Annotated in this window: 25 protein-coding genes and 5 pseudogenes; 13 read left to right on the forward strand and 17 right to left on the reverse strand. The window is 67.8% G+C overall.

The window, feature by feature from the left end; translation table 11 throughout:
• Positions 1–7 precede the first annotated feature (7 nt).
• A complete protein-coding gene (locus QQY24_RS33275; RefSeq protein WP_301976666.1) occupies positions 8–520 on the forward strand; it encodes an SUKH-4 family immunity protein in 513 nt (170 codons plus the stop codon).
• 24 nt (positions 521–544) lie between these two features.
• Here QQY24_RS33275 and QQY24_RS33280 read toward each other — a convergent pair whose 3' ends face one another.
• On the reverse strand, positions 545–943 hold the full coding sequence (locus QQY24_RS33280; RefSeq protein WP_301976667.1) for a transposase: 399 nt from the start codon (positions 941–943) through the stop codon (positions 545–547).
• A 60-nt stretch (positions 944–1,003) separates the two neighbouring features.
• On the opposite strand from QQY24_RS33280, the pseudogene QQY24_RS33285 reads away from it, so the two are divergent.
• Positions 1,004–1,727 (forward strand): annotated as a pseudogene (locus QQY24_RS33285) (IS6 family transposase).
• A gap of 184 nt (positions 1,728–1,911) precedes the next feature.
• On the opposite strand, the gene QQY24_RS33290 reads toward QQY24_RS33285, so the two are convergent.
• The 5 genes from QQY24_RS33290 to QQY24_RS33310 all read right to left on the reverse strand — a co-directional run bounded on the left by QQY24_RS33290 (position 1,912) and on the right by QQY24_RS33310 (position 6,225).
• Complete coding sequence (locus QQY24_RS33290) at positions 1,912–2,313, reverse strand: DUF6009 family protein (protein WP_301976668.1); 402 nt, start codon at positions 2,311–2,313, stop codon at positions 1,912–1,914.
• Entirely contained in the window at positions 2,310–3,836 is a 1,527-nt protein-coding gene (locus QQY24_RS33295) for a phage/plasmid primase, P4 family (protein WP_301976669.1), read from the reverse strand. The genes QQY24_RS33290 and QQY24_RS33295 overlap by 4 nt, the downstream gene beginning before the upstream one ends.
• Positions 3,833–4,870, reverse strand: coding sequence for a bifunctional DNA primase/polymerase (locus QQY24_RS33300; RefSeq protein WP_301976670.1), 1,038 nt, complete (start codon positions 4,868–4,870; stop codon positions 3,833–3,835). The genes QQY24_RS33295 and QQY24_RS33300 overlap by 4 nt, the downstream gene beginning before the upstream one ends.
• A gap of 788 nt (positions 4,871–5,658) precedes the next feature.
• Entirely contained in the window at positions 5,659–6,048 is a 390-nt protein-coding gene (locus QQY24_RS34935; RefSeq protein ID WP_367658078.1) for a transposase, read from the reverse strand.
• Positions 6,049–6,054: 6 nt separating this feature from the next.
• The gene (locus QQY24_RS33310) at positions 6,055–6,225 is read right to left on the reverse strand and encodes a hypothetical protein (RefSeq protein ID WP_301976671.1); all 171 of its coding nucleotides are present in this window, start codon (positions 6,223–6,225) and stop codon (positions 6,055–6,057) included.
• On the opposite strand from QQY24_RS33310, the gene QQY24_RS33315 reads away from it, so the two are divergent.
• Positions 6,224–7,476 (forward strand): IS3 family transposase gene (locus tag QQY24_RS33315; RefSeq protein WP_301976665.1). Its coding sequence is split into 2 segments (ribosomal slippage): positions 6,224–6,506 and positions 6,506–7,476, totalling 1,254 coding nucleotides; the frame shifts between segments, so codons are not numbered across the junction. The genes QQY24_RS33310 and QQY24_RS33315 overlap by 2 nt on opposite strands.
• Here the strand turns inward: QQY24_RS33315 and QQY24_RS33320 are convergent.
• The 3 genes from QQY24_RS33320 to QQY24_RS33330 form a co-directional block, all read right to left on the reverse strand.
• A complete protein-coding gene (locus QQY24_RS33320) occupies positions 7,460–7,888 on the reverse strand; it encodes a transposase (protein WP_301976672.1) in 429 nt (142 codons plus the stop codon). The genes QQY24_RS33315 and QQY24_RS33320 overlap by 17 nt on opposite strands.
• A 160-nt stretch (positions 7,889–8,048) precedes the next feature.
• The gene (locus QQY24_RS33325; RefSeq protein WP_301976673.1) at positions 8,049–8,222 is read right to left on the reverse strand and encodes a hypothetical protein; all 174 of its coding nucleotides are present in this window, start codon (positions 8,220–8,222) and stop codon (positions 8,049–8,051) included.
• 292 nt (positions 8,223–8,514) lie between these two features.
• Entirely contained in the window at positions 8,515–9,012 is a 498-nt protein-coding gene (locus QQY24_RS33330) for a transcriptional regulator (protein ID WP_301976674.1), read from the reverse strand.
• Positions 9,013–9,087: 75 nt separating this feature from the next.
• Here QQY24_RS33330 and QQY24_RS33335 point away from each other — a divergent pair, with 75 nt between their 5' ends.
• Together QQY24_RS33335 and QQY24_RS33340 are read left to right on the forward strand one after the other, a co-directional pair.
• The gene (locus tag QQY24_RS33335; protein ID WP_301976675.1) at positions 9,088–10,356 is read left to right on the forward strand and encodes an MFS transporter; all 1,269 of its coding nucleotides are present in this window, start codon (positions 9,088–9,090) and stop codon (positions 10,354–10,356) included.
• 876 nt (positions 10,357–11,232) lie between these two features.
• Positions 11,233–11,706, forward strand: a complete 474-nt coding sequence (locus QQY24_RS33340) for a transposase (RefSeq protein WP_301976676.1) — start codon at positions 11,233–11,235, stop codon at positions 11,704–11,706.
• Between the two features lie 59 nt (positions 11,707–11,765).
• Here the strand turns inward: QQY24_RS33340 and QQY24_RS33345 are convergent, their stop codons facing one another.
• Both QQY24_RS33345 and QQY24_RS33350 read right to left on the reverse strand, forming a co-directional pair.
• Entirely contained in the window at positions 11,766–12,746 is a 981-nt protein-coding gene (locus tag QQY24_RS33345; protein WP_301976677.1) for a dipeptidase, read from the reverse strand.
• A gap of 331 nt (positions 12,747–13,077) precedes the next feature.
• Positions 13,078–14,064: an alpha/beta fold hydrolase gene (locus tag QQY24_RS33350; protein WP_301976678.1), complete on the reverse strand. Its 987-nt coding sequence runs from the start codon at positions 14,062–14,064 to the stop codon at positions 13,078–13,080.
• 143 nt (positions 14,065–14,207) lie between these two features.
• Here QQY24_RS33350 and QQY24_RS33355 point away from each other — a divergent pair, with 143 nt between their 5' ends.
• Positions 14,208–14,831, forward strand: coding sequence for a helix-turn-helix transcriptional regulator (locus QQY24_RS33355; RefSeq protein WP_301976679.1), 624 nt, complete (start codon positions 14,208–14,210; stop codon positions 14,829–14,831).
• 9 nt (positions 14,832–14,840) lie between these two features.
• Here the strand turns inward: QQY24_RS33355 and QQY24_RS33360 are convergent.
• Positions 14,841–15,134: pseudogene (locus QQY24_RS33360) on the reverse strand (transposase); the annotation flags it as partial.
• Between the two features lie 34 nt (positions 15,135–15,168).
• Positions 15,169–15,543, reverse strand: a complete 375-nt coding sequence (locus QQY24_RS33365; RefSeq protein WP_301976872.1) for a transposase — start codon at positions 15,541–15,543, stop codon at positions 15,169–15,171.
• 67 nt (positions 15,544–15,610) lie between these two features.
• On the opposite strand from QQY24_RS33365, the gene QQY24_RS33370 reads away from it, so the two are divergent.
• On the forward strand, positions 15,611–16,162 hold the full coding sequence (locus tag QQY24_RS33370) for a hypothetical protein (protein ID WP_301976680.1): 552 nt from the start codon (positions 15,611–15,613) through the stop codon (positions 16,160–16,162).
• On the opposite strand, the gene QQY24_RS33375 is transcribed toward QQY24_RS33370, so the two are convergent.
• The 4 genes and pseudogenes from QQY24_RS33375 to QQY24_RS33390 all read right to left on the reverse strand — a co-directional run bounded on the left by QQY24_RS33375 (position 16,110) and on the right by QQY24_RS33390 (position 19,292).
• Complete coding sequence (locus QQY24_RS33375) at positions 16,110–16,904, reverse strand: IS5 family transposase (RefSeq protein WP_301976681.1); 795 nt, start codon at positions 16,902–16,904, stop codon at positions 16,110–16,112. The genes QQY24_RS33370 and QQY24_RS33375 overlap by 53 nt on opposite strands.
• 328 nt (positions 16,905–17,232) lie before the next feature.
• Positions 17,233–18,121 (reverse strand): annotated as a pseudogene (locus tag QQY24_RS33380) (IS3 family transposase); the annotation flags it as partial.
• An 83-nt stretch (positions 18,122–18,204) separates the two neighbouring features.
• Positions 18,205–18,459 (reverse strand): annotated as a pseudogene (locus QQY24_RS33385) (transposase); the annotation flags it as partial.
• A 221-nt stretch (positions 18,460–18,680) separates the two neighbouring features.
• Positions 18,681–19,292 (reverse strand): CGNR zinc finger domain-containing protein, encoded by a 612-nt coding sequence (locus tag QQY24_RS33390; protein WP_301976682.1) that lies wholly within the window; start codon positions 19,290–19,292, stop codon positions 18,681–18,683.
• A 128-nt stretch (positions 19,293–19,420) separates the two neighbouring features.
• On the opposite strand from QQY24_RS33390, the gene QQY24_RS33395 reads away from it, so the two are divergent.
• The 6 genes and pseudogenes from QQY24_RS33395 to QQY24_RS33420 all read left to right on the forward strand — a co-directional run bounded on the left by QQY24_RS33395 (position 19,421) and on the right by QQY24_RS33420 (position 25,419).
• Positions 19,421–20,182 (forward strand): SDR family NAD(P)-dependent oxidoreductase, encoded by a 762-nt coding sequence (locus tag QQY24_RS33395; protein WP_301976683.1) that lies wholly within the window; start codon positions 19,421–19,423, stop codon positions 20,180–20,182.
• Between the two features lie 185 nt (positions 20,183–20,367).
• Positions 20,368–21,807, forward strand: a complete 1,440-nt coding sequence (locus QQY24_RS33400; RefSeq protein WP_301976684.1) for an aldehyde dehydrogenase family protein — start codon at positions 20,368–20,370, stop codon at positions 21,805–21,807.
• A gap of 188 nt (positions 21,808–21,995) precedes the next feature.
• Positions 21,996–22,934: an SDR family NAD(P)-dependent oxidoreductase gene (locus QQY24_RS33405; protein ID WP_301976685.1), complete on the forward strand. Its 939-nt coding sequence runs from the start codon at positions 21,996–21,998 to the stop codon at positions 22,932–22,934.
• Between the two features lie 49 nt (positions 22,935–22,983).
• Complete coding sequence (locus QQY24_RS33410; protein WP_301976686.1) at positions 22,984–23,316, forward strand: transposase; 333 nt, start codon at positions 22,984–22,986, stop codon at positions 23,314–23,316.
• A complete protein-coding gene (locus tag QQY24_RS33415) occupies positions 23,283–24,050 on the forward strand; it encodes a DDE-type integrase/transposase/recombinase (protein WP_301976687.1) in 768 nt (255 codons plus the stop codon). The genes QQY24_RS33410 and QQY24_RS33415 overlap by 34 nt, the downstream gene beginning before the upstream one ends.
• Before the next feature lie 169 nt (positions 24,051–24,219).
• Positions 24,220–25,419: pseudogene (locus tag QQY24_RS33420) on the forward strand (IS30 family transposase).
• Positions 25,420–25,446: the final 27 nt, after the last annotated feature.

The raw sequence follows: 25,446 nt of genomic DNA on the forward strand, positions 1-25,446 counted from the left end.
TCTCCCCGTGAGCCAACCTCTGCCGCAGTTGCCGAAGCCCGAGTTCGTCTTGATCCATGTTGAGGCTCCGCCCGAGGTGTCCGCCCGGATTGCTGTCGATCTCGGTGAGACCGGCATTCCGGCCGGGTTGATCGGATACGAGTACCGGCCGCTGAGTGAGACGGTGTTCCTTGAGGGGATCGGTGAGCGGGGGCTGGTCGCCATCGCGACGAGTGGCCTGTTCGGACGCATCGCCGTCGACGTTGCCACTGGTCACGTGGTGCAGATTCCCAAGATCGATTCAGCGAGGGCTCCCCGTCTCGTGAACAGCGATCTCGGCTCCTTCAACCAATGCGTGGCCGCGGTGATCGCGCGCTTCCCGTTCTATGCGGCCAGCGATGAGGACAGGTACGAGGTGGTGGCGGAAGAGCTTCGGGATCTCATCTCCGGCATCGACGAGGCAACTCTCGCGCACAACGGATTCTGGGAGACGTTCTGCGACGACGTGGCGATGGGGGACTACGAGGACTGGGATGCATGAGCCAGCAGCGAACTCCGCCCTTGGTCAGCCATCCATGATCAAGTCGATGCCAGCCAGACAGCCATCGACCAGCTCGGGGTGGTACTGGATCTGCTTGAGCCTGCGCTTGACGGCACGGGTGATCTGGCCGAGGTCGGCTGCGGCGAGGTTGCCGATATCGCGCTTGACCAGCGACCAGAGACCCTCTTGTGGATTCAAGTCCGGCGAGTAACTCGGAAGTTGGAAAACGGTGAGCCAGTCCGCATGGTCGGCGATGAACTCGCGCAGCGGTTCGACCAGGTGCATACGCAGGTTGTCCCACACGAGCACGATCGGACCCCCGAGCTGGATGTGGGCCCTGACCAGCAGGTCGCGCAGGTCGCGCCAGCCGATGCCCTTCGGCTCGCCCTTGCGGCCCCGGTACTCACGCACCGAGTAGAACATCCGGGGGTGCTGTCACGTTGGCTGATCGCATGGGGTGATCATGCTCGGGAGGGTCTTGTCGTGGAGAGCGCGTTGCCGTCGTGCAGGGGGCACCGGTACCCGGTGGAGATCATCTCTCATTGCGCGTGGCTGTACTTCGGGTTCCCGCTCAGCTTCCGCGAGGTCGAGGAGCTGATGCTCGAGCGGGGTGTCATCGCCTCCTGTGAAAGCATCCGCCGCTGGTGCCTGAAGTTCGGCCAGGCCTACGCGAACTCCTTGCGCCGTCGGCACCCGCAGCCTGGCGACAAGTGGCATCTGAATGAGGCCTTCATCAGCGTCAACGGGGAGCGGAAGTACCTGTGGCGGGCCGTCGACCAGGACGGGAACGATCTTGGACATCCTCGTGCACAACCGCCGGGACAAGACCGCGGCCAGGCGCTTCCCGCGCCGCCCGCTGAAGAAGACCGGTGCGGTGCCGCGGGTTCTGGTCACCGGCAAGCTCCGCTCCTGCCGAGCGGCCCACCGCGAGGCCATGCCCTACCGTCGAGCACCGGCTCCCACAAGGGCCCGAACAACACGGCGGACAACAGCCACCAGCCCACCAGGCAGCGCGAACGCGCGATGAAAGGCTTTCCGCTCCAGGGGCGCAGCCCAGCGGTTGCTGTCCGCGTTCAGCGGCATCCCGCCCCACTTCCGCCCCCGCCGACACCTGATGACCACCACCACCCACCGCGCCGAGACGAGCACCCGCTTCACGATCTGGGACCAGATCACCGGCACCGCCGGCCTTGCCGCCACCGCCTGACCACAGGCCCGGCTCCCCAACCCACCACGCCCCCACACGCCATCAGGCAGCCACACACCCAACAACGTCACAACGGCTTTTACAGTCCGGGTGCGGGAGCTGTGCCGATAAGCGGACGGTGTCGTTGGTTCCCGGACTGTACGGCTGTGCGGGGCCCGGTTCGGCTGATGGTGAGCGGGCAGCGTCACAGGGGGAGAGTTATGCCGAGTTCCTGCATGGCGGTGGAGGGCGGGCCGCCTTCGGAGCGTTCGGTTTTGTAGCCCTTGACGCGTGCGGCGAGGGTTCGGGGATCGATGGCTTCGGCGGGCGCGCTTTTGGCGTACAGGCCGTTGGGCTGGCTGTCGCGGTCGTGGGGTAGCAGCCAAAAGACGCGTCGGCGGAAGGTGCCGGAGGCGCGGGAGGCTTTGGCGTCGGGGCCGAGGAGGGCGTAGCCAATCATGCGGCCGTCGCGGTGGTAGGCGGGTTTGCCTTTGCGGGTGGGTAGCCGGTCCAGGCTTTGGCGGACGTAGTCGAGCTGGTTGATGTCTTCGAGCCAGACCAGGTCGGTTTCGTGGCTGATCTCGTCCTCGGTGATCAGGGAACTCATCGGCCGGCGTCCCTTTCGTCGTCGGTGAGCAGTCCGATGCCCGGGTAGTGCTTGCGCTGGTTGGACAGGATCATTTCTTTGGGCGAGGCCAGTCCCACGAGTTCCCTGGTGCGGGAGGCGAACGCGCGGGAGGACATGACGGGTGCTCCTTCATTGTGGCACCAGGTTTTGTAGGCGGCGTAGAGCGCGGTCTGTTCGGCGCGTAGGTCAGGGCTGAGGGTGCAGCATTCCTCGTAGAAGCGGCCGGTGTGGTCCTCGGTCTCGGCGTAGGCGGTGGTGGCGATGCGTACGCGTTCGGGGCCGGTGAGGTCGCGGTCGCCGGCGAGGTAGCGGCGGGCGCCGTCAATGAGCCAGCCGAGGATGCCGGGGCCTTCTTCGGTAACGAGGATGTCGGCGAGATTGTCGATTTTGCGGTGATCGGGGACGACTCGTTCGAAGGGGATCAGGCGCATGCGGCGCCAGAACGCGAAGCCGCCGGTGCCGACTTCGGGGCGGTGGTTGCCCAGGAGCCAGAGTTTGTGGGTGGGGGCGAAACTGAAGAAATCCTGGCGCATGCGGCGGGCTTTGATGCGGTCGCCGCCGGTGAGGAGTTTGACGCGGGCTTCGTCGAATTTGTCGCCGGGCTTGACTTCGGAGCAGACGATGACGCGGCGGCCGTGGAGTTCGGCGAGGTCGGTGGGGTGGCCTTCGTAGGGGCGGGCCATGAGGAAGCCGGGCGGGGCGGCGTCGGCATAGTCACCGAGGAGTTTCATCAGGACGTCCAGTAGGACGGATTTGCCGTTCTTGCCGGAACCGAAGAGGAAGGGCAGAACTTGGCCGCCGACGTCGCCGGTGACGGAGTAGCCGAGCAGGAGTTGCAGGTAGGAGATCATCTCCTGGCCTTCGGTGTCGTCACCGAAGGTGTCGGTCAGGAAGCGTACCCAGCGCGGGGTGGGCAAAAGCTGGGGGCCGACGGTGGTGGAGCGGGAGTGGAAGTCCTTGTTCGGGTCGGGGATCTTGATGAGGCCCGTGCGCAGGTCGACGACACCGTCGGGAGTGCACAGGGCGTAGGGGTCGGCGTCCAGCAGGGCCGCGTTGAGGACCATCCCTGGGGCGGATTTGGCCTGGGTGAGGAGGGCGTTGATGCCCGTGGTGGACAGGGCGCGGCGGCGGTGCTGTTGCAGGGCGGTGGTGGTGAACACACCGCGGGGGTCGTGGGTGGCGATGTTCTCGGCGAGGTCGCCAGCAGCCCACAGGACGGTGTCGTCTTCGTCGATCTGCCAGCGAGTGGTGTCCCAGCGGTACCAGCCGATACCGGGGACGTGCCGGTAATCGTTGGCGTACAGCTTGACGAAGAGCTTGGCGTTGCCGCGGTCGGAGAGGGTATCGGGCAGCAGCCCGTTCGCGGTCGCTTCGCCGGGCGGGGTCGGGTGGGCTTCGGTCTGGGCGGGGCGCGGTACGGCAGTGGGGGTCTGGGCTCGGATCTGGGCGGCGACGGCTTCGGGGTTGAATTCGAAGAGGGCTTCGGGTCGGGGCGAAGTCATGGGCGCCTCCCGGATGCATGGAGGGGCCTTTTGAGTCCGGCGGCGAGGCCACTGTGGATGATCTGCTGGATGCGGCGTTCCTGTCCGGGACGGGCGGCGGCCGCGGTTTCCTGTAGGGCTTGTACGGCCTCGGTGCGGGACAGGCGGCCGGCGGCGATAAGGCCGCCAAGCGTGTAGGCGGCCCGGTTAAGGGTGTCGGAAAAGCCGGCGCCTTCGGGGACCTGACCACAGGCTTTGACGAGAGCGAGCACGGTGGAGAGAACATGTTCGCTACGGCTGGAGCCGCCGGCGGCGAGGACGGCTTGCTGTGCTCGGGGTGGAACAGGCTTGGAGACTGGAGTCATGGGTGCAGGAAGGTGGCCTGTGCGCTCAAGTTCCTGGGCGAGCCAGGGGGGCAGCGGGGCCGGTTCGCGGGCGTCCCCGATGGCAGTGTAGGTGCCATGGCTGGTGGTAGTGCCGGGGGCAACGATGTAGCTGCCGTGGGCGCGGATGTCGACCTGCCAGGCCAGGGCGCGACCGGGGCTGGAGCCAACGGAGGACTGCCAGCGGCGGTTGTCAGCCGCCCGGTACCAGACGTGCAAGCCCCCGGAGGGGGTTCGTACACGCAAGGTGGTGGCGTCGTCAGCAGGGCTGGGCTGGCCTCGCAGTGCGGCCAGGACGGCCAAGGTGTGGAAGCCGTTGGCCAGGCCGGTGAGGTCGACGTGGTCGGCGATGGGGATGCCGGGCAGGATCCGGTTACGGGCAGGCGGTTGGGCAGGATGGGCATCGATGTCGATAACGATCAGGCGCGCGGGACCGCAGGAGACACCGATGCCGAAATGCGGGTGCGTGCCCCACCACTGCTGGATCCGGTCCTGATCGAGGGTGGCAGCGTGGAAGCCGTGACACCAGCGGCCTGCGGGGAGGCAGGGGCATTGGGTAGGTGGGTGTACTTGCGTTCGGCAGTCGTTGCAGTTGGCGGCGGGTGTCTTACGCCCCGGGGCTAGCGGGTGGACGGGCCAGCCCTGGCGGGCGAACCAGGAGGCGGCGGCCATCGGCAGGGTAGCGACTGAAGTATCAACAGCCGTTCGGCGTGAGTCGCTGCGAGAAAAGCCCAGCTCAGATGGCATCTATACCCCCTGTCAGCGACCGAAGCGACTCAACGACGGACACAGACTAGCGAACGTGACCGGTGAGGTCATGGAGCACATGCGCAAGAACCCCGCCACTGTATCGATGATGCGTTCGGGGAGCCGGGCTTCCAGCGACTGGACCGGGTGGGTAGCGACCCAGCTGTGCTGGGTCGCTACCCACCTTGCAGCAAAAAAGACCAGCTCAGAGGTGTTCCCACTCTCCTGACAGCGACTGAAGCGACTGAAGCTTCCTATATATGACGCACACGTGCACACCTGAACGTCTTGATATATGGGCAACTTCAGTCGCTTCAGTCGCTGCTCCTAAACGAAAAAGGCTTTGACCTGCAGTTTTTCCCCATCTTGCAGGAGCGACTGTGGAGACTGACAGTCGCTGACCCTTAGTCGCTGCATCCAGCTCTACACAGCGACTGAAGCTACCCAAGCGACTGAAGCACCACCCTTGGCCAACGTTAGAAGACAGCCTGGTCATACGCGGGCGTGAGTCGCTTCAGTCGCTGCCAAGGAGAGGAAGTTGTTCTCGGCCGGCGTTGATGTCCCTATGGATGTCGAGTAGTGGTTGCGGCACGTGCGCGGCTGGTTGGAGGGTTCGGAGTGGTGATGAGCCGGTAGATCTGCCGTGCGATGTAGCGCTCGGGGCAGCGGATGACTTCTCGGCGTGTCTTGCCTTCCACAAGGCGTCGCTGCAGTTAGTTCCGGGTGCGGTCGCCCCAGCGCAGGCGGCTGAGGACGATCCGGTAGAGGGCGGCGTTGGCCTGGCGGTCGCCGCCGCGGTTGAGTCTGCGGCGCTGGGTCTTGCCGGAGGACGCTTCGACCGGGCTGGTGTCGCACAAGGCAGCGAAGGATGTCTCGCTGGTGAGGCGTTCAGGGTTGTCACCTGCGGCGATGAGCAGGGCTGCGGCGCTGTCCGGGCCGACGCCGCGTACGTCGGGCAGACCGGACGAACTCGCCTTGACGGCCTCGGTTATCCGCTGGTTCAGGTTGTCGATCTCTTCGGTCGGGTGCTGGATTCGGCGGGCCAGCAGACGCAGGGTGTGCCGGGCAGCTGTGGCAGGCCCGGTCGCGTCCAGAGCTTCCAGTGCGGTTCACCGTTTGATCAGGTGCGGGTTGGTCAGGCCGGCCAGGGCCTCACGCAGGGCGGAGTCGGCGCAGACCAGGACGCTTTTGAGCTGGTTGATGGCCTGGGTGCGGGACTTGATCGCGGTGAACCGCCCCGGTTCGAATAGAGACTCGATTTCATGAAAGGATCGAGTCATGGCACGACCTTCCCGTTACCCGCTTGAGCTCCGCCGTCGTGCGGTGCGCATGGTCGCCGAGGTGCGCGACGACTACCCGAACGAGACGGCCGCCCTGCAGGCGGTCACCGACAAGCTCGGCATCGGCTCCCGCGAGACACTGCGGAACTGGCTGAAGCAGCAGGAGATCGACGCGGGGACACGGCCGGGGACGACGACGGAGGAATCGGTCCAGCTCAAGGCGCTGAAGAAGGAGATCGCCGAGCTGAAGCGGGCGAACGAGATCCTGAAGGCGGCGGCGAGTTTCTTCGCGGCCGAGCTCGACCGGCCACACCTGCGCTCGTAGCGTTCATCGGCGAGCACCGGGACCGCTTCGGCGGGGTCGAGCCGATCTGCAGGACGCTCACCGAGCACGACTGCAAGATCGCCCTTTCCACCTACTACGCCTACAAGAAACGACTGGCCGCCCCGTCCGCTCGTACCGTGCGGGACACGGAACTCAAGGAGCTGATCCGGCAGGTCTACACCGACAACTACCGTGTCTACGGGGCACGGAAGATCTGGCGGGAACTGAACCGGCAGGGTCATGAGGTGGCCCGCTGCACCGTGGAGCGGCTGATGCGCGAGCTGGGCATCGCCGGCGCCGTCCGCGGCAAGAAGGTCATCACTACGGTCCCGGACCAGCAAGCCGGGCGGGCACCGGACCGGGTGGACCGCGACTTCGTCGCCACGGCACCGAACCGCTGCTGGGTCGCGGATTTCACGCACGTGGCGACCTGGGCCGGGGTGGTCTACGTCGCCTTCGTCGTGGACACCTTCTCCCGCCGTATCGTCGGCTGGTCCGCCGCGACGTCGAAGGAGACCCAGCTCGTCCTGGACGCTCTGGAGATGGCGCTGTGGCAGCGCGACCGCGATGAACGCCCCCACATTCGGGGCGAGTTGATACACCACAGCGATGCGGGCAGCCAATACACCAGTTTCAAGCTGGCCGAACACCTCGACGCGGCCGGCATCGCGGCCTCGATCGGCTCCGTCGGCGACGCCTACGACAACGCCCTGATGGAGAACACGATCGGCCTGTTCAAAACCGAGTTGATCAAGCCACAGCGACCCTGGAAGACACTCTCCCAGGTCGAGCTGGCCACCGCCGAGTGGGTCGACTGCTACCGCCACCGACGCCTGCACGGTGAGATAGGCCACGTCCCACCCGTTGAGTACGAGACCAACTACTACACGGAACTCACGAAACCACAGGTCACACCCACAATCTGAGATCTCTACCGAACCCGGGGCGGTTCACGGATCCCTTGGCGAGTTTGAACAGCCGCAGCATCTCCACCGGGCCCTCGCTCGTCCTGGCCGTGGCAGTGGTGTGCCCGGACAGCACGGCGTGGGCGGCGGCTTCGGCGTCGACGGCGTCGGTCTTGCCGTGGCGTCGGCGGGCGGCCTTGTCCGGCTGGTTGACCTCCGTGACCTCGATCCCCTCGGCGTGCAGGTGGCGGGTCAAGGCCGCCCCGTGGGAGCCGGTGCACTCGACGCCGGCACGTCGCACCACTCCGAACGAGGGGGCCCAAGCGAGGAGTTGACGGTATCCCCGCGCGGTCGCCGGGAAGCTCCGGCCGTCCAGGGTGGCACCGGGCATGGTGATGACAGCCGCGGCGTGAACGTCCTTGTGGGTGTCCACGCCGAGCAGGACCTCCTCAGCGGCGTCGGCCGGGATGTGACACGGGGCAGCGGATCGCGTAATGCTGGGCAAGGTCGCCTTCTCCTGACCGCCTTGGGTGCTGGTGGCCGTCGCCGGGCCGGGGCGGTCAAGACTGTGACGGTGCCTGTCGCGAAGGCCCCTATCGGGACACGTCCCCTGGAACGGGCCGCGTCCCGCGCCCCGTGTCGTCGAAGATCCGGCCGTACTCCTCAACCGACTGCTGCGCGACCCTGCCCTGCGACAAAAGGAGGCCGGCCGCCAACTGCTGCGCCTGCTGCAGCAGAACGCGATGGCCGAGCAGGAGTGGCACCATCTGAGCTTGGCCGTCCCGGCACACTCCGGAGAGATGGTCGTCCACCTGGTCCGTAAGTACGCCGAGACCTGGACCGTTTTTTGCGCAGGCCCTCGACGAGCGGATCGCCGGCACCAGCCGACTGAGAGGTTGAGCCGGTGGGGGACCTGCGCTGGCCTCCGTCGCAGCGGTGTTCGAAGTCTCGGCCCCCGACCTGGGCCATGTCAGTGACGTCGTCGGGTGGGAGAACTTCGCGCTCGTTCGAGTGTGCGGGGCTGACCGATTCGTGCCCGGCGGGAGCCGGATTCGATCGTCAGGGCCGGTTCGGGTCGGGGTGCACCACCATGAAGAGCGACCAGGCGGGCGCGGTCGGGTCGTCCGGGCGGGCGGCGAACTCGTCGATCAGGGCGCGGAGCCGGATCCGGAACTCCTCCATCTCCGCCGACGGCAGGCGCAGCCCGAGCCGGATGCTGTCGACCTCGGCCGCGGGCGCCAACGCCAGCTCCTCCAGGAACGCGTCGAGCATTGACCGGTCCTGCGCGGGCGCATCAAGTTGCCAGGACTTTCGCGTCGCCAGATAGGGAATTTCCCGTGCGCCACGCGCACCACGTCGCTCCTCCTGGGCCTCCAGAAAACCGGTGCGTACGAGCGTCCTGATGTGGTGCAGCACGCTGGCAGGAGCACAGCCAAGGATCGTCGCGATCTCCTTGTTGGTGTGCGCCTCGCCGAGGCAAATGCGCAGGATGCGCAGGCGGAGCGCGGAGGCGAGTGCCTTCGCCTCCGCGTCGGTTGCCGGCCGACGTTCGGTCATGGTCAGTAGCCTACTGACGGACAGGGCAGGATAAATGATTGACAAAACCCAATCACTCTTCCACGGTAGTTCCCCATGATTGTCACCGAGCCCTCGCCCGGCCGCCCCGCCCCCCGCGGCGGACTGTGGCGGCATGCTGACTTCCGTCGACTGTGGGTCGGTGAGACGGTCAGCCAGTTCGGGACAATGGTCAGCCAGTTGGCGCTTCCTCTCGTTGCCATCCTGGTGCTGCACGCCAGTACCTGGCAGGTCGGGGTTCTGACGGCGTGCGAGACCGCGGCGTTCGTGGCAGTGGGCTTGCCGGCCGGCGCGTGGGTTGAGCGGATGCGCTTCCGCTGGGTGCTGATCGTCAACGACCTGGTTAGGGCTGCCCTGCTGGCCTGGGTCCCGGTGGCTCAGCTCCTAGGGGTGCTAACGATCGAGCAGTTGTACGTGATCGCGCTCGCCTGCGGGGTCAGCACGGTCTTCTTCGACGTCGCCTACCAGTCCTACCTGCCCCAGCTGATCGACCGAGAGCTGCTGGTAGAGGGCAACGCGAAGCTCCAGGCCAGCGAGTCACTCAGTCAGATCGCGGGTCCGAGCCTCGGCGGCGCGCTGATCCAGGCGCTCACCGCGCCCTATGCGGTACTCGTCGACGCGGTGAGCTTCCTGTGGTCGGCCGCGTGCGTGACGCGGGTCGAGGTTCGGCCGCCGCGCCCCGAGCGCAGCTCCGACCCCAACCTGCTGCGGGAGATCCGCGACGGTCTGCGGTTCGTGCTCGGTAACCGGATACTCCGCGCCGTCGCCATGTGCACCAGCACGGCCAACCTCTTCGGTTCGGTGATCTCTGCTGTCTTCTACGTGCTGCTCGTCCGCGAACTGCGGCTCTCTCCGGGCGTCATCGGCCTGCTCACCTCGACCGCGGCGGTGGGTGGCCTGATCGGTGCCCTGGTGGCCGGACGGTTCGCGGCGAAGGTTGGCCAGGGCCCGGCCATCTGGATTGCGATCGCGGTCGCCGGACCGTGCGCGCTGGTCACACCGTTCGTACAGCGCGACTGGACGGTGGGGCTGCTCGCGGTCGCACAGATCGCCATGTGGATGGGCATCGTGGTCTACAACATCAACCAGCTCAGCTTCCGGCAGGCGCTGTGCCCGCCCGGGCTTCTCGGTCGGATGAATGCGACGATGCGGTTCCTGGTCTGGGGCACGATGCCCTTCGGTGCGCTGCTGGGCGGCCTGCTCGGCTCCACGATCGGCGTCCGCGCCACGCTGCTGGCCGGGGCGGTCGGCCAGTCACTCACCTTCCTGCCCGTTTTCCTCTCGCCGCTGCGCCGGATGCGCGAACTGCCGTCCTACGCCGAGTAGGCGGGCGATCGGGATCACACTGCCGGCCCGTTGGCACCGAGCGAGTTCTGAGAATGAGGTGCTGTCGTGGCCTTTCCGGGTGTTGCGGTAGACACCTGCCGATAAGATGCCTCTTATGTTGATCGGTCTGCCTGCCGTGCTCACCGGCGCCGCCCGCCCGATCGACTGACCGGCTCCGAGTACCACCGGCTGAAGAAAGCAGCTTGGGGACGTACGACTCCTCAGAGGGGAACTTCCTCGGTCAGCACGTTGTGATATTCGCGAAGTTCCCACTCGGCTCAGCTGGGACGAGTCGGCGCCCCGGGCGAGGTGACCGTGCGCGAACCGGCCGGCGTCCTGACGCAGGCACTGAGCGAGTACCTGGACCGGCATCCCGGCGACGGCTCTCTCGTGGAGAAGGCCCTCCTGGCGTACGCCGCGAGCGGGCACCGGACCGATGACGACTTCGAGGACATATTGCACCGGCACGGGTCCGCACACGGTGCTGCTCCGTCTCACCGCGGGCTCGCGTGGGAACCTCGGTGGTTGGCCACCGTGGCGTAAGGCCTGGACCCGTCTGGTCCTGGCCAGGCAGGACATCACATCGGAAGATTTCAAGTCCAATGAGAAGCCGTATCTCAACCGATCTTGGAACGTGTGGGTCGAACGGAGTTCCTGGTCGGGTGATCTTCCGGCCGTATGCGCGTGAAGGCAGGGCCTCCTGGTAGCTCGGGGGTGCGGTCCCATTCCGAGCGGTTCCCGGAGGCCCTGTTGTCGTTGTTGTACGCGCCCGAGCCCGTTGACTTCAACTCGTCCGCCGTGTCGTGCGATTGCCTCGCGCACGTGTACGGCAACGCGGCCGATCATCCGGACCGGGTTCGCCGGTATCCGTCGGACATGACGGACGCGGAGTGGGCGGCCATCGGGCCGTTGCTGCCGGTGCCGGCCTGGCTCCAGGGGCGGGGTGGACGGCCCGAGGGCTACTGTCACCGGCAGCTGCTGGACGCGATCCGTTACCTGGTCGCGGGCGGGATCTCCTGGCGGGCGATGCCCGCGGACTTCCCCGGCTGGGGCCGGGTTTACGCCTTCTTCCGCCGCTGGCGCGAGCACGGGCTGATCACAGAGTTCCACGACCGGCTGCGCGGGAAGGTCCGTGAGCGCGAAGGCCGTGAGGCCGAGCCCACGGCGGGAATCATCGACGCGCAGTCGGTGCGTGCCGCCGCGACGGTGCCGGCCGCCTCACGCGGCTACGACGGCGGGAAGAAGGTGCCGGGCCGCAAACGGCACATCGTGACCGACACCCTCGGTCTGCTCCTGGTCGTCTGCGTACGACGACGGCGCGCTGTCCACGGACGACCCCTCCCGGCATGACCAACCAGAAGATCATCTCACCCGGTCAGTCAACGTGACAGTGCCGGTCACGGTTCGAACTACTGCCACACCAGCGCGGCGACGCGGCGGAAGTTGGTCCCCAGGATCGCGGTGACGGCGTCGTTGGGATATCCCCGGGCGAGAAGTGCGTCTTCGACAGTCAGCAAGCCTTCCGGGGGCATGAAGTTGATCGGCCCCCAGCGGGTGTAGCAGTCGGGGAACAGCTCAGGGCTCTGTTCGAGCATCGCGTTGAAGTCCTCGTGGTCGAACGGGTAGTCGGTCGACACTCCGACGTGTTCCGGACCTACGAGGTCGACGGCGTAATCGATGTGCCGTACCAGCGCGTCGATGGTGGCGTCGTTGGGGCCGAGAAAGATCCCCACACCGGTGATGCCGATGACCCCGCCCGTGGCGGCACACTCCTTGGCCTGCTCGTCGGTGATGTTGCGGGGATGGTTCCACACCGAGCGCATGCAGGAGTGACTGTAGATCACCGGCTGTTCGGAGACCTCACACATGTCCAGCCCAGTACGAGCACCGCAGTGAGATCCGTCTGCCACCATGCCGACGGCGTTCATCTCCCGGACCAGCGCCCGACCGTAGGAAGTGAGGCCCTCGTCGACCTCGTCCAGGCAACCGCCGCCGGCCGCGTTGCGGTTGTTGTAGCTCGGTAGCATCGTGCGGACACCGAGATCGTAGAAGTGGCGCACCCGGTCCAACTCCCCATCGAGCGGACCGGAATCCTCCAGGTCGAATGCCACCACCACGTCCCCCGCACACCCAGCGGCTTCGACATCGTCGATGCTCACCGCCAGCCGCAAACGGTCATCCGCGGCGATCCGCTCCCGCCAGCTTGTGATCAGATCGGCGACATCGTCAGCGCTGTGGGGGACATAGCCCGCGTTCACCGAAACGAAGCTGCCCCCGGGCCTGCGGTAGCGGGCCAGTTCGCCGACATCCGCGCGCTTCTCCAACGGCAGGCAGCAATGCTGCTCCCACAGCAAGGGCGGGCGGCGTGGTCCTGAAAATTCGTTCGACACGGTACGTATCATGCCCGTGCCCCTCCGGCTCCAGACCCGGCAGCGGGGACCGGGGCCCGTTCACGCCATGCCCTTCACCGCAGCGGCCGACATCACGCATTCAACTTGAGTAGCTGTCACATAGGCAGGCTTGTTGTCACCGGCGTAGTGAAGTACGCGCGGGCTCACGTTGAGTGGCCTGAGACAGGACCACATCCTCAAGAGGCGGCCGAAAGCGTCGGCCCGCTCAGGCTGATGCGACTGTTCGGCATCACCGAGCAGACCGCCGTGCGCCACCTCGGCGCGGCCCACCTGAAACGCACCGCCAAGCTGCCCGGGCGGCCCGGCTGGTTCAGCCTTGGATGGTGGCGAGCCAGTCGGTCAGCAGGCTGTTGACCTCGTCGGGGCGTTCCTGCTGGATCCAGTGGCCGCAGCCGTCCAGGAGGTGGGCGGCGGACAGGGCGGGGAGGGTGGTGGGGTAGGCGTCGATGGCGTCGGCCATCCAGGTGGTGGAGGCGTCCAGTGCGCCGCCGATGAACAGAGCGGGCTGTGTGATCGGGGCGCCCCGGTGAGGGGCGAGGTCTTCCCAGTCGCGGTCCATGTTGCGGTAGCGGTTGAGGGCGCCGGTCAGGCCGGTGCGTTCGAATTCCCCGGCGTAGACGTCGAGGTCGTCCTCGGTCAGCCAGGCCGGGAGCGGGCTGGTGGGGAAACGGTCGCGCAGCCGGCAGCCCAGGGCGACGAAGTGCGGGTCGGGCTCGTCCTTGGCGGGCATGGTGTCGGCGGACAGGGCGGCGTAGAAGCCCGCGAGCCAGCCTCGGACGTCGGGCTCGATCTCCGCCTCGGCGCGGCCGGGCTCCTGGAAGTAGGAGACGTAGAACTCCTGCTGGGGGCCGCCGATCTGGCCGAAGATGTCGGTGGGGCGGGGGCCGCCGGGCGGTGCGTACGGGACGCTCAGTAAGCCGACCGCGCGGAAGACTCCGGGGTGGAGCAGGGCGGAGGCGGCGGCGATGTTGGAGCCCCAGTCGTGGCCGACGACCACCGCGCTTTCCTCGCCGAGGGCGCGCACGACGGCGACGTTGTCCTCCACCAGGTCGAGCATTCGGTAGGCGTCGGTCGCGGCGGGCTTGGAGGAGCGGCCGTAGCCGCGTACGTCGATCGCCACTGCCCGGTACCCGGCCGCGGCGAGGGCCGGGAGCTGGCGGCGCCAGGAGTACCAGGACTCAGGGAAGCCGTGCACGAGCAGGATCAGCGGGCCGGTGCCCTGCTCGGCCAGGTGCAGGCGCCCGGCAGGGGCCTCGACGGTGCGGTGGCGGAGCACGGTGGTCGGCTCGGATGACATGGGGCTTCTCCTCGGTTCGCGGGCGGCCGGCGGGTACCCACCGATCATGCAGCGCGACGGCCCCTCGGCGCGATCAGCGTTGCCATTCTGGCAAGCTTGCAGGACAGGGAGGTGAAGCGGCACCGCGGGAAGGAGCAGGGACGATGGCAGGGGACGACGTGGCCCAGACGCTGGCGGCGATGGGACCCCGGCTGCGGGCCGTGCGCGAGCGCCGTGGCGTCACACTCGCCGTTGTCAGCGGCGCGACCGGTATCTCGCCCAGTACGCTGTCGCGGATCGAGACCGGCCGGCGCAAGCCCACCCTGGAGGTTGTGCTGCAGTTAGCGAAGGAGTACGGCGTCTCCCTGGACGAGTTGGCCGGCACCGCACCCGCGGCCGAGCCGCGCGCTACGGCGCCGCTGAACTTCGGCGACGACAAGGCGGTGTTGCCGCTGACCCGGTACGTCGGCGGCCTGCACGCCCACAAGCATGTCCTGCCTGCCGTCGAGGAGCCGCCCGGGCGGCCCCGGCAGGTGTCCCACGAGGGCTACGAGTGGCTGTGCGTCCTGTACGGGCGGCTGTGGCTCGCACTCGGTGGCCAGGACCTCGTCCTGGATTCCGGCGACGTCGCCGAGTTCGACACCCGCGTCCCCCACGGAGTCGCGAACGCCGGATCCGACGGACCGGTCGAGTATCTGATCATGTTCGGACCCCAGGGAGAACGTCTACGGCCGCGCACCCCTCCAGCCGCTGGCCGCGGGACTGGTGACAGAAAGGCTGCCGAATAAGACCGTGTCCTATGTGGTGGGCTTGAGGAGTCGCTTGTAGCAGCAGAGGACTGCGGCAAGCCCCAGAAAGGCCAGGTAGTTGCGGGGATTGCGTTCGTAGCGGTGGCTGAGCCGACGGTAGCCGGTCAGCCAGGACATGGTCCGTTCGATCACCCAACGACGCCGGCCCAGCCGTTCGCTGGACTCGATGCCCTTGCGGGCGATGCGGACGCCGATGCGCTTGCCGCGTAACCATTTCCGCAGCTCAGGGACATCGTATGCCTTGTCGGCATGCAGGCGCTGGGGCTTGAAGTACCGGCCGTTGTGCGGGTCGTGTCTCGTTACTGACTTCGGCTCGTCAGGGTGAGGCTGGTTCGTCGAAGGTCAGGCCGGTGCCGGCTATGAAGCCGTCGAGGGTGCCGGGCCGGTACTGAAGGCGCTTGAGTCGGTTACGGACGAGAGCTTCGAGCCGGTCGAGGGCGACCACGGCGAGGTTGGCCAGGCTGCGTTTGACGTGTGCCCATACCCACTCGACGGGGTTGAGGTCGGATGAGTAGGCGGGCAGCAGGAACACCGTCAGCCATTTCCGTTCGGCGATCAACTCACGCATGACACGCGAGACGTGGGTGTTGAGGCGGTCCCAGACCAGCACGATAGGTGCCTTGAGGAGCTGGTGGACGCCGTCGACGAGTGCGATGAGAAGCCGTATTTCAACCGAACATGCTTCCTTGATTTCTGCTGGTCAGGCATGGTTTCGCTCGGGTTGAGGGGGGGGCATCGCGGCGTCTTGTGTCCGCTTCATGGTCGAGGGGTGCGCGGTGGCGTCGGTGCTGGGGATGCTGGAGGAGCGGGAGGCGGCTGCCCGGGTGCGGGGGGAGGGTTTGCGGGAGGAAGCCGCGCGGTTGGCTGAGGTGCTGGAGGCCGCGGAGATCGAGCTGGACCGGCGGGTGATCGCGCGGGAGGAACTGCTCGAGGCCCTGGCGGTCTCCGCGGCCGAGTCCACCGCCGTGACCACGGCCGAGGCGGGGGAGGAGGCGGCGCCGTCGCTCGCACGGGTGCCGGGCTCGGCGGTGCCGCCCTGGCGGGAAGGGCCGCCGGTGACGGTTCTGGCGCCGGACTGTCAGCGGATTCTGGGCATCCTGGAGCAGCAGCGATCCACGGGTCACGGGCCGCTTCGAGCCAAGGAGATCGCGGTGGAGCTGGGCCTTGACGCGACGCCGGCGAAGGTCGAGGCGGTGCGGTCGAAGGCCCGGCGCCTGGCGGAGCGCGGCTGGCTTCTGCTGGAGGCGTCGGGGGCCTTCAGTGCCGGCCGGCGGCTCGGGGCCGTGCCAGGCGCCGGCTCATCCGCGTGACCATCGACCACCGGATCATCGCCTCGCTGGCGGCGGGCAGGGTCTCGTAGTCCCGGGCCAGACGACGCGAATGCATCAGCCACGCGAACGTGCGCTCTGCCACCCAGCGCCTGGGCAGCACCACGAACCCGGTCATGTCGCCGGTGCGCTTGACGATCTCCCAGGTCAGCGCCAGTTTTTGACGGTACCAGTCGACGAGGGAGCCGGTGTAGCCGCCGTCGGCCCAGACGAGGGTGATGTCGCGGTGCAGGCGGCGCAGCCGGTCCAGCAGGCCCGTGGCGGCGTCCCGGTCGCCGATGTTCGCGGCGGTGACGCAGACGACCAGGAGCAGACCGAGGGTGTCGGTCACGATGTGCCGTTTGCGGCCCGGCACCTTCTTCCCGCCGTCGTAGCCGCGTGAGGCGGCCGGCACCGTCGCGGCGGCACGCACCGACTGTGCGTCGATGATTCCCGCCGTGGGCTCGGCCTCACGGCCTTCGCGCTCACGGACCTTCCCGCGCAGCCGGTCGTGGAACTCTGTGATCAGCCCGTGCTCGCGCCAGCGGCGGAAGAAGGCGTAAACCCGGCCCCAGCCGGGGAAGTCCGCGGGCATCGCCCGCCAGGAGATCCCGCCCGCGACCAGGTAACGGATCGCGTCCAGCAGCTGCCGGTGACAGTAGCCCTCGGGCCGTCCACCCCGCCCCTGGAGCCAGGCCGGCACCGGCAGCAACGGCCCGATGGCCGCCCACTCCGCGTCCGTCATGTCCGACGGATACCGGCGAACCCGGTCCGGATGATCGGCCGCGTTGCCGTACACGTGCGCGAGGCAATCGCACGACACGGCGGACGAGTTGAAGTCAACGGGCTCGGGCGCGTACAACAACGACAACAGGGCCTCCGGGAACCGCTCGGAATGGGACCGCACCCCCGAGCTACCAGGAGGCCCTGCCTTCATGCGCATACGGCCGGAAGATCACCCGACCAGGAACTCCGTTCGACCCACACGTTCCAAGATCGGTTGAGATACGGCTTCTGAGCGCTTCGGCGGGTGTCTTCCATCCGAGGGTTTTGCGGGGTCTGTTGTTGAGGGTCGCGGCGGCTGCCCTGAGCGCGTCGGTGACCAGCGAGGTGCGCATGTGGTCGGCGATCGACCAGCCCACCAGACGGCGCGGGAAGCAGTCGATCACCGTCGCCGGATACAGGAACTCGCCGTCACCCACCGGCAGGTAGGTGATGGTGCCGACGTACTTGGTGTTCGGCGCGCTGGCGGTGAAGTCGCGCCCCAGCAGGTCCGGCACCGGTGTGGCGGACGGTTCGGGCACGGTGGTGACCTGGCGCTTGCGCAGCCGCAGCCCGGTGATGCCGAACTTCCGCGTGAGCTCTCCGACGCGCTGGTGATTCACGCGTTCACCGTCCTCGCGCAGCTCGGCGGTGATGCGAGGACGACCGTAGGTGCCGTCCCACTCGGCATGCACGGCCCTGATCCGCTCGGCAAGTGCCGCGTCCGCCCGCTCACGCGCGGCGCGGGTCGCGCGGCCGGACCGCCATTTGTAGAAGCTGGACCGGGCGACCTCCAGCACGGCACACAACCGCTTCACGCCCCAGGCGCGGTGTGGTCCTCAATGAACTGGCAGCGGTTCACCAGGTCATCTCCTGTGCGGAAAACTTCGTCGCCTTGCGCAGGACGTCCCGTTCGGTGGCCAGTTTCCGGTTCTCCTTGCGCACGGCCTTCAGCTCCGTGCGCAGGGCCGCGATCTCGGCCTCCAGTTCCTGCCTCGTGGCCTCGCTCACCGGGACGTCCTTCGTGTTCGTGTTTGTGGTGCCGCTCTCACCGCGGCGGACCCGCTCGGCCCGCACCCGGTTGCGCAGCGTCTCCCGGCTGATCCCCAGGTCCTTGCCGATGCCCTCGAAGGTGTGGCTCGGGTCCGACAGGTACAGCGCGACGGCGTCCGCCTCGAACTCGGGCGAGTAGACCTTCATCACCGTAAGAGATTCCTCTTCCCCGGCCCCTGGCGGGGCCGGGCTCAGAGGTGTCCACTCCTCGGGGACAGGTCCCGGGCGTTGCCGTCCTGGTCCACAGCCCGCCACAGATACTTCTGCTCGCCGTTGATCTTGATGAAGACTTCGTCGAGGTGCCATGTGTCGCCGGGCCGGGGACGCCTGCGGCGAAGCCCGTTCGCGTAGGCCTGCCCGAACTTCCGACACCACCGTCGCACGGTCTCGTACGAGACGATCACGCCGCGCCCGGGCATCAGTTCCCCGACCTCGCGGTAGGACAGCGGGAAGCGGAAGTACAGCCACACGCAGGGGGAGACCACCTCGACCGGGTACCGGTGCCCCTTGTACGACGGCGACGTGACCTCCACGGACGACCCCCTCCACCACGATCACCCCGAAGACCATCCCACCCCGCTCACCCAACGTGACAGCGCCCGTCGGTGCTTTGGCCGCAGCCGCATCGTAGTCCCGCTCGGATCCAGGTCCTAGTTGTCCGATGTGCTGCGGCCGTCAGACCGGACGGTCGTGACGGGGGGCGCTGTCAGGGAGTGGTTTCGACGGCTTCGCCTGGATGCGCAGAATGCCGTCGGCGGGCGCGCGAAGCGCGCAGATTCAGGGCGTTGCCGCAGGTCTTCATGTCGTGCCAGACGCGGGTGCCGTTGCGTGACCGGTCGTAGAACGCCGCGCCGCAGGCCGGGTTCTTGCACGTCTTCAGTCGGCTCAGAGTGCCGGTGTGGGAGGCTAGCAAGGTCTCCAGGTGAATCAGTGATGCGACGGCGGCAGCGCCGTCGTCTCGGGGTGCATAGGTCAGGCGGCCGTCGCGGAATGTGATGTCGGCTTCCAGCGGGTGCGGCGTGCTGTCATCGACATCGCCGGCGAGCCAGCCGCGCATGAGGCTGCGGAGGTCACGGAGCGCGGCCACATCGTCACCGCCGATCGTGATCCGGGGCGCGGTCCGGCCGGTCTGCTCCTGCCAGGTCCGCAACGCTGAGTCGAGCCATGCCTGCGCCGAGGTCTCGTCGGTCAGGAGGTCAGGGATCGAGGCCGCGGGCATGCTCGCCGAGTTCAGCAAGTCCTGTACGACGCACAACCCCCCGGGAGCTGCTGCCAAACGGAGGCGCCGGGTGCTCTGGGCGGTGTCGTCACTGTTCACGCTCGCCAGCTTAGCCCACCCCGACGCTACCGTCACGCCATGAGTGCTGTCGCACGACACCTTCATAAGCGTTACGGTGGTGTCATCGTTCGGCGGTTCACCACGCACCGATCACCCAAGGGACCCCCATGAGCACTGCACTGACCGGCACGACCGCACTCGTCACCGGAGCGAGCGGCGGTATCGGCGCCGCCACCGCACTGTCACTGGCTGCCCAAGGCGCGAATGTCGCGCTGGCCGCCCGGCGCAAGGATCGCCTCGACGAACTCGTCGAGCGCATCAAGACCGACGGCGGCACCGCCCTCGCGATCGAAACCGACATCACCGACCGCGCGCAGGCCACCGCCATGATCGAGCAGACCGTCGCAACCTTCGGCGGCCTGGACACCCTCGTCAACAACGCCGGAATCATGCTGCTCGGCCCCGCCGAGAGCGCCCCCATCGAGGAATGGGACCGGATGATCGCCCTCAACGTGCAGGGCCTGCTGTATGCCACCCACGCCGCACTGCCGTACCTGCTCGCCGCGGCCGTGGGCCCCCGCGCAACAGCCGACATCGTCAACATCAGCTCCCTGGCCGGTCGCGTCCCCATAGCCGGCTCCGCCGTCTACAGCCTGACCAAGCACGGCGTCGGAGCCTTCACCGAAGCGCTGCGCCAAGAGGTCACCGGCCGCCATGTCCGCGTGTCCCTGATCGAACCCGGCCCCGTCGCCACCGAACTGTTCACACACATCCGTCCGGAAATCCTGGAAGCAGGCAAGGACGCCTACGCCAACGCCACCCTCCTGCACGCCGAAGACATCGCCGACACCATCACCTACGTGGTCACCCGCCCCGCACGCGTCGTCATGAGCGAACTGCTCGTCCGCCCCGACGGCAGCCAGTGGTAGATCCGGCTCACCACACCCGTGGATGCCGACCGGCAGTGAGCCTGCGCCTGCGAGGCAGTGGCCGACTGAGGCAAGGAGACGCCTTGGGCGATTGCCCCGCGCGCAGGCAACAAGGACGAACCGTTTTCACCGAAGCAACCGAGCTTTCCAGGGCAGCGCCCACGCGTTTCCCTGGAGGAGGAACGATGACCATCACGCACGACACCACCCTGCACCGTCCCCACGTCATGACGATCAACGGCCAACCGGTGGAGGGCACTGCGACGTTCGACGTCGTCGATCCCTCGACCGGTGACGTCTTCGCCCAGGCACCGGACTGCACGCCCGAACAGCTCGACGCGGCGATGCGGGCCGCACAGCTGGCACAGCCGCCGTGGGCGCAGGACGAGGATGCGCGCCGCAGAGCGCTCCTCGCCGCCGCCGACCTGCTGGAGGCGCACGCGGACGACCTGGCCCGCATCCTCATCCGCGAGCAGGGCCGCCCCGCCTCCTTCACCGGCGAAATGGATCTGGTCGTCGCCTGGCTTCGCTACTTCGGCAACGTCGAGGTGCCCCGCGAGGTGCTCGTCGACAACGACACCGAATTCATCGAGAAGGTCCACAAGCCGCTCGGCGTCGTCGCTGCGATCGCCCCGTGGAACGCGCCCCTGATGCTCGCCATGTGGAAGATCGCTCCAGCCCTCCGCGCCGGCAACACCGTGGTCCTGAAGCCCTCGCCCTACACACCGCTGTCCACGCTGGCCATGGGCGAACTGCTCCAGAGCGTCTTTCCGGCCGGTGTGCTCAACGTGGTTTCCGGGCTCGACCCGCTGGGCGCTCGCATGGTGGAGCACCCCGTCCCCCGCAAGGTGAGCTTCACCGGCTCCACGGCCACGGGTAAGAAGGTGGCCGCCTCGGCCGCGAACAGCCTCAAGCGGATCACACTCGAACTCGGCGGTAACGACCCGGCCATCGTCCTGCCCGACGCCGATCCAGCCGCCATCGCGGACAAATTGTTCTGGGGCGGCTTCGTCAACAGCGGCCAGATCTGCCTGGCCGTGAAGCGCGTCTACGTGCACAGCACCATCCGCGACCGCCTGGTCGAGGAACTGGCAGCGCGGGCACGAGCCGCGGTCGTCGGCGACGGTTTCGACCCGCGCACCACCCTCGGCCCGCTGACCAACGCCATGCAGCGCGACAAGGTCGCCCAATTGGTGAGCGCGGCGATCGACGACGGAGCGGTCGCGGTCACCGGCGGTGAAGCGCCCTCCGGTCAGGGGTACTTCTACCCCCCGACGATTCTGACGAACGCCAAGGACGGCATGGCCGTCGTCGACGAGGAACAGTTCGGCCCGGTCATGCCGATCGTCGCGTACGACGACCTCGACGCCGTCATCGAGCAGGTGAACACCTCACCGTTCGGCCTCACCGCGTCCGTGTGGTCCACCGATCTCGACGCCGCCGCGCGCGTGGCGGCGCAGCTGGACGCCGGTCAGGTCACCATCAACGCCCACGCCAACGGGCTGCGCCCGTACCTTCCGTTCAGCGGCCACAAGGAGAGCGGCATTGGCGTCGAGAACGCCTTGGAGGGCCTCGCGGAGTACACCAGCACGACGGTCCTGATCCGCCCGAAGCCCACCAGCTGACCGCATCGCCGTCTAACCCAGCCCTCTTTGGCCCACCGCCTGTCGTCTGCCCGGGCCGAGAGCCGACGCCGCCCCGCCACATCGAGGTGTGGTGGTGGGGGAGCGGCGCTCACAAAAAACCTCTTGAGCCATCGGTTCGGAACAGGCCGTGCAGGCCTTGCACACGCACAAGCGATCAGGAGCACATCGTGACCACAAACGCCCAGCCCATGAACGCGCAGCCCGCGACCAGCCGTCCTGCCGGCCACGGGGATGTGCGCAGCTGGTTCATCACCGGCGCCTCGTCGGGTATCGGTCTGGCTCTGGCCCAGGCGGCGGCCGGCAGGGGAGACAACGTCGTGGCGCTGGCCCGCCGCGCCGACGCCCTCACACCTCTGACCGAGCAATACGGCTCACAGGTGCTGGCGGTTGCGGCCGACGTGCGCATCCCCGAGCAACTGCGTGCCGCGGTCGCGGCAGCCATCCGGGCATTTGGCCGCATCGACGTGGTCGCCAATAATGCCGGATACGGCCTGTTCGGCGCGGTCGAGGAGAGCACGGATGCCCAAGCGCGCGGCATCTTCGACACCAACGTCTTCGGTGTCCTCAACGTCCTGCGCGCCGTCCTACCCGTACTGCGCGCCCAGGGCAGCGGCCACATCCTGCAGGGCTCGTCCTATTACGGACAGACCGCCCACCCCGGCGTCGGTCTGCTCGCCGCCACCAAGTACGCCGTCGAAGGACTCACCGACGCTCTCACCGGCGAACTCGCCCCCCTGGACATCAAGGTGACCCTCGTCGAACCCGGCCCCACCGCCACCGCCTTCCTGTCCGCACTCGACGTCGCCGACACCCTCACCGACTACGACCCCACCGTCCGCACCGTCCAGAAGAGCATCGGCGAACTGCCCGCCACGGCGTTCAACACCACCGAGCGTGTCGCCACCGCCATCCTCACCGCCGTCGACGCCGGCCAGCCGCCCCTGCGCCTGGCCACCGGCACCACCGCCGTCAGTGAGATACGCGCAGCGCTCCAAACCCGCCTGGCCGAACTCGACACCTGGGAAACGATCAGCGCTAGCGTCGATACCCCCCCGCCGACCACACCGGCCAGGCATGACGCCGACCACTGCGACCTGAGTAGCTGAGGTTCCCCTCCTACTGTGGGGACCGTGACCGGAGGGATAGTTGGGGGTCATGGCATCCAGGAAGCGCATCTACGACGCTGAGTTCCGTGAGGGAGGGGTACGGATCGTGACGGAGGCCGGGAAGCCGATTTCGGAGGTGGCTGAGGATCTGGGCATCCACCCGGGGACGCTGCACAGCTGGGTGTCGCGTGTGCGGCGCAGCGGGTCGCCGTCGTCGGACCGGTCGGTGGCCGAGCCGTCGCCCGGCGGTCGTCTGCGGGGGAGCGAGCGCGCTGAGCTGGAGCGGCTGCGGGCCGGGGCGGGGGAGAAGGACAAGGGCATCCGCGAGCTGGGGGTGGAGCGTGATGTGTGCAAGCGATTCGTGGCCTTGTGGGTGAAGTAGCTGAGGCGGACCCGGTCGTCGCGGTCGGGGTGATCAGCAACTGCAAGGCCGAGCAGAGGATTTTGTACCGCACCGCCTGCCGGGCGCTGGGGGTGTTTGAGTCGTGGTTCTACAAGTGGCGGGATCGTCCGCCGACAGCGCGTGAGGCGCGTCGGCAGCAGTCGGCCGAGGAGATCGGGGAGATCTTCCACGGCTCGGGCGGCACCTGCGGCTCGCCGAAGGTGTTCATCGAGTTGGCGCGCAGAGGCTGGCGCGTATCGGTGAACACAGTCGCGAAGGTCATGGCCGAACTCGGGCCGGCCGGAGGGAAGGTGCGCCGCCGCCGGTTGCTGACGAGGCCGGGCAAGCGGCCGGCCGCCCCGGACTTCGTGCGCCGGGACTTCACCGCCGAGGAGCCCGATCTCGTCTGGGCGGGCGATCTCACCGATATCGAAACCGGCGAGGGCAAGCTGTACTCGGCGACGGTCATCGACCTGTTCTCCCGCCACCTGCTCGGCTACGCGATGGCCGAGCGGCACGACGCCGACCTGGTCGTCGCGTCCTTGGACATGGCCGCGGCCACCCGCGGCGGCGACGTGCGCGGCGTGATCATGCACACGGACAGGGGCAGCGAGGGTGGGTTCAACTGGTCGTCGCAACACTTTGATCTCGGGGGTGTGCGACGTGGCCACGGCGGACCGGAGTTTGAAGGCCAGCGATGTTCCGGAGGGTCGGCGCCGGCAGTGGCGCGCTGATCGTGCATTGCGGCCGGCGATGCGTTCGCCGGGGCGGCCTGATCCGTCTCGAGTCGTGCAGCGCCAGTTCTGGCGGCTGATCGCCACAGGGGTCACGACGGTGGAGGCGTCGTTGGCGGTCGGCGTGTCGTGGCCGGTGGGTGCGAGGTGGTTTCGTCACGCTGGCGGCATGCCACCGATCTCGTTGGCCGAGCCCACGGGCCGGTACCTCGCGTTCGAGGAGCGCGAGGAGATCGCAATCCTCAGGGCGATGAACAAGGGCGTGCGCGAGATCGCCCGCGCCCTGGGGCGTGACCCCGGAACGATCTTTCGCGAACTGCGCCGCAACGCCGCCACGCGCAGCGGCAAGCAGGAGTACCGCGCGACGGTCGCCCAGTGGAAAGCACAGCAGGCCGCCAAGCGCCCGAAGACCGCGAAGCTAACAGGCAACGACAGGTTGCGTGAGTACGTGCAGGACCGGCTCGCTGGCAACGTCCGCCGCCCCGACAACACGATCGTCCCCGGACCCAGGACGCCGGCGTGGAAGGGGCTGAACAAGCCGCACCGGCAAGACAGACGATGAGCGACGGCATGGAGCCCGGAGCAGATCTCGCACCGTCTCCCTGTCGACTTCCCCGATGATGAGTCCATGCGCATCAGCCACGAAGCGATCTACCAGGCGCTGTTCATCGAGGGCCGTGGCGCGCTCAAGCGGGAACTGGCCACGTGCCTGCGCACCGGCCGGACGCTGCGGACTCCCCGTACACGGTCACAGAACAAGCCGCAGGGGCATGTCACCGCGGACGTCATCCTCAGTGAACGGCCCGCCGAGGCCGGGGACCGCGCGGTCCCCGGACACTGGGAAGGCGATTTGATCATCGGGACGGGCCGCTCCGCGACCGGCACGCTGGTCGAGTGCAGCAGCCGCTCCACGCTCCTGGTGCACCTGCCCCGGCTCGAGGGCTGGGGTGAGAATCCGCCCGTGAAGAACGGCCCCTCGCTCGGGGGCTATGGCGCGATCGCGATGAACGCGGCGCTCACGGCGTCGATGAAGCAGCTGCCCGAGCAGCTACGCAAGACCCTCACCCGGGACCGTGGGAAGGAACTCTCCGGCCATGCCCAGTTCGCCCTCGATACCGGGACGAAGGTGTTCTTCGCCGATCCGCACTCGCCCTGGCAACGACCGACGAACGAGAACACGAACGGGCTGCTGCGTCCGTACTTCCCGAAGGGCACCGATCTGTCCCGGTGGTCGTCCACGGACCTCGAAGCCGTCGCCATGGCGATCAACAACCGGCCCCGCAAGATCCTCGGTTGGCGGACCCCGGCCGAGGTCTTCGAAGAACAGCTACGCTCGTTGCAACACCCCGGTGTTGCAACGACTGGTTGAACTCGCCGAGTACTGCTCGCGGCGGTT

The organism is Streptomyces sp. TG1A-8, assembly GCF_030499535.1.
In the GTDB taxonomy this organism is placed as follows: Bacteria; Actinomycetota; Actinomycetes; order Streptomycetales; family Streptomycetaceae; genus Streptomyces.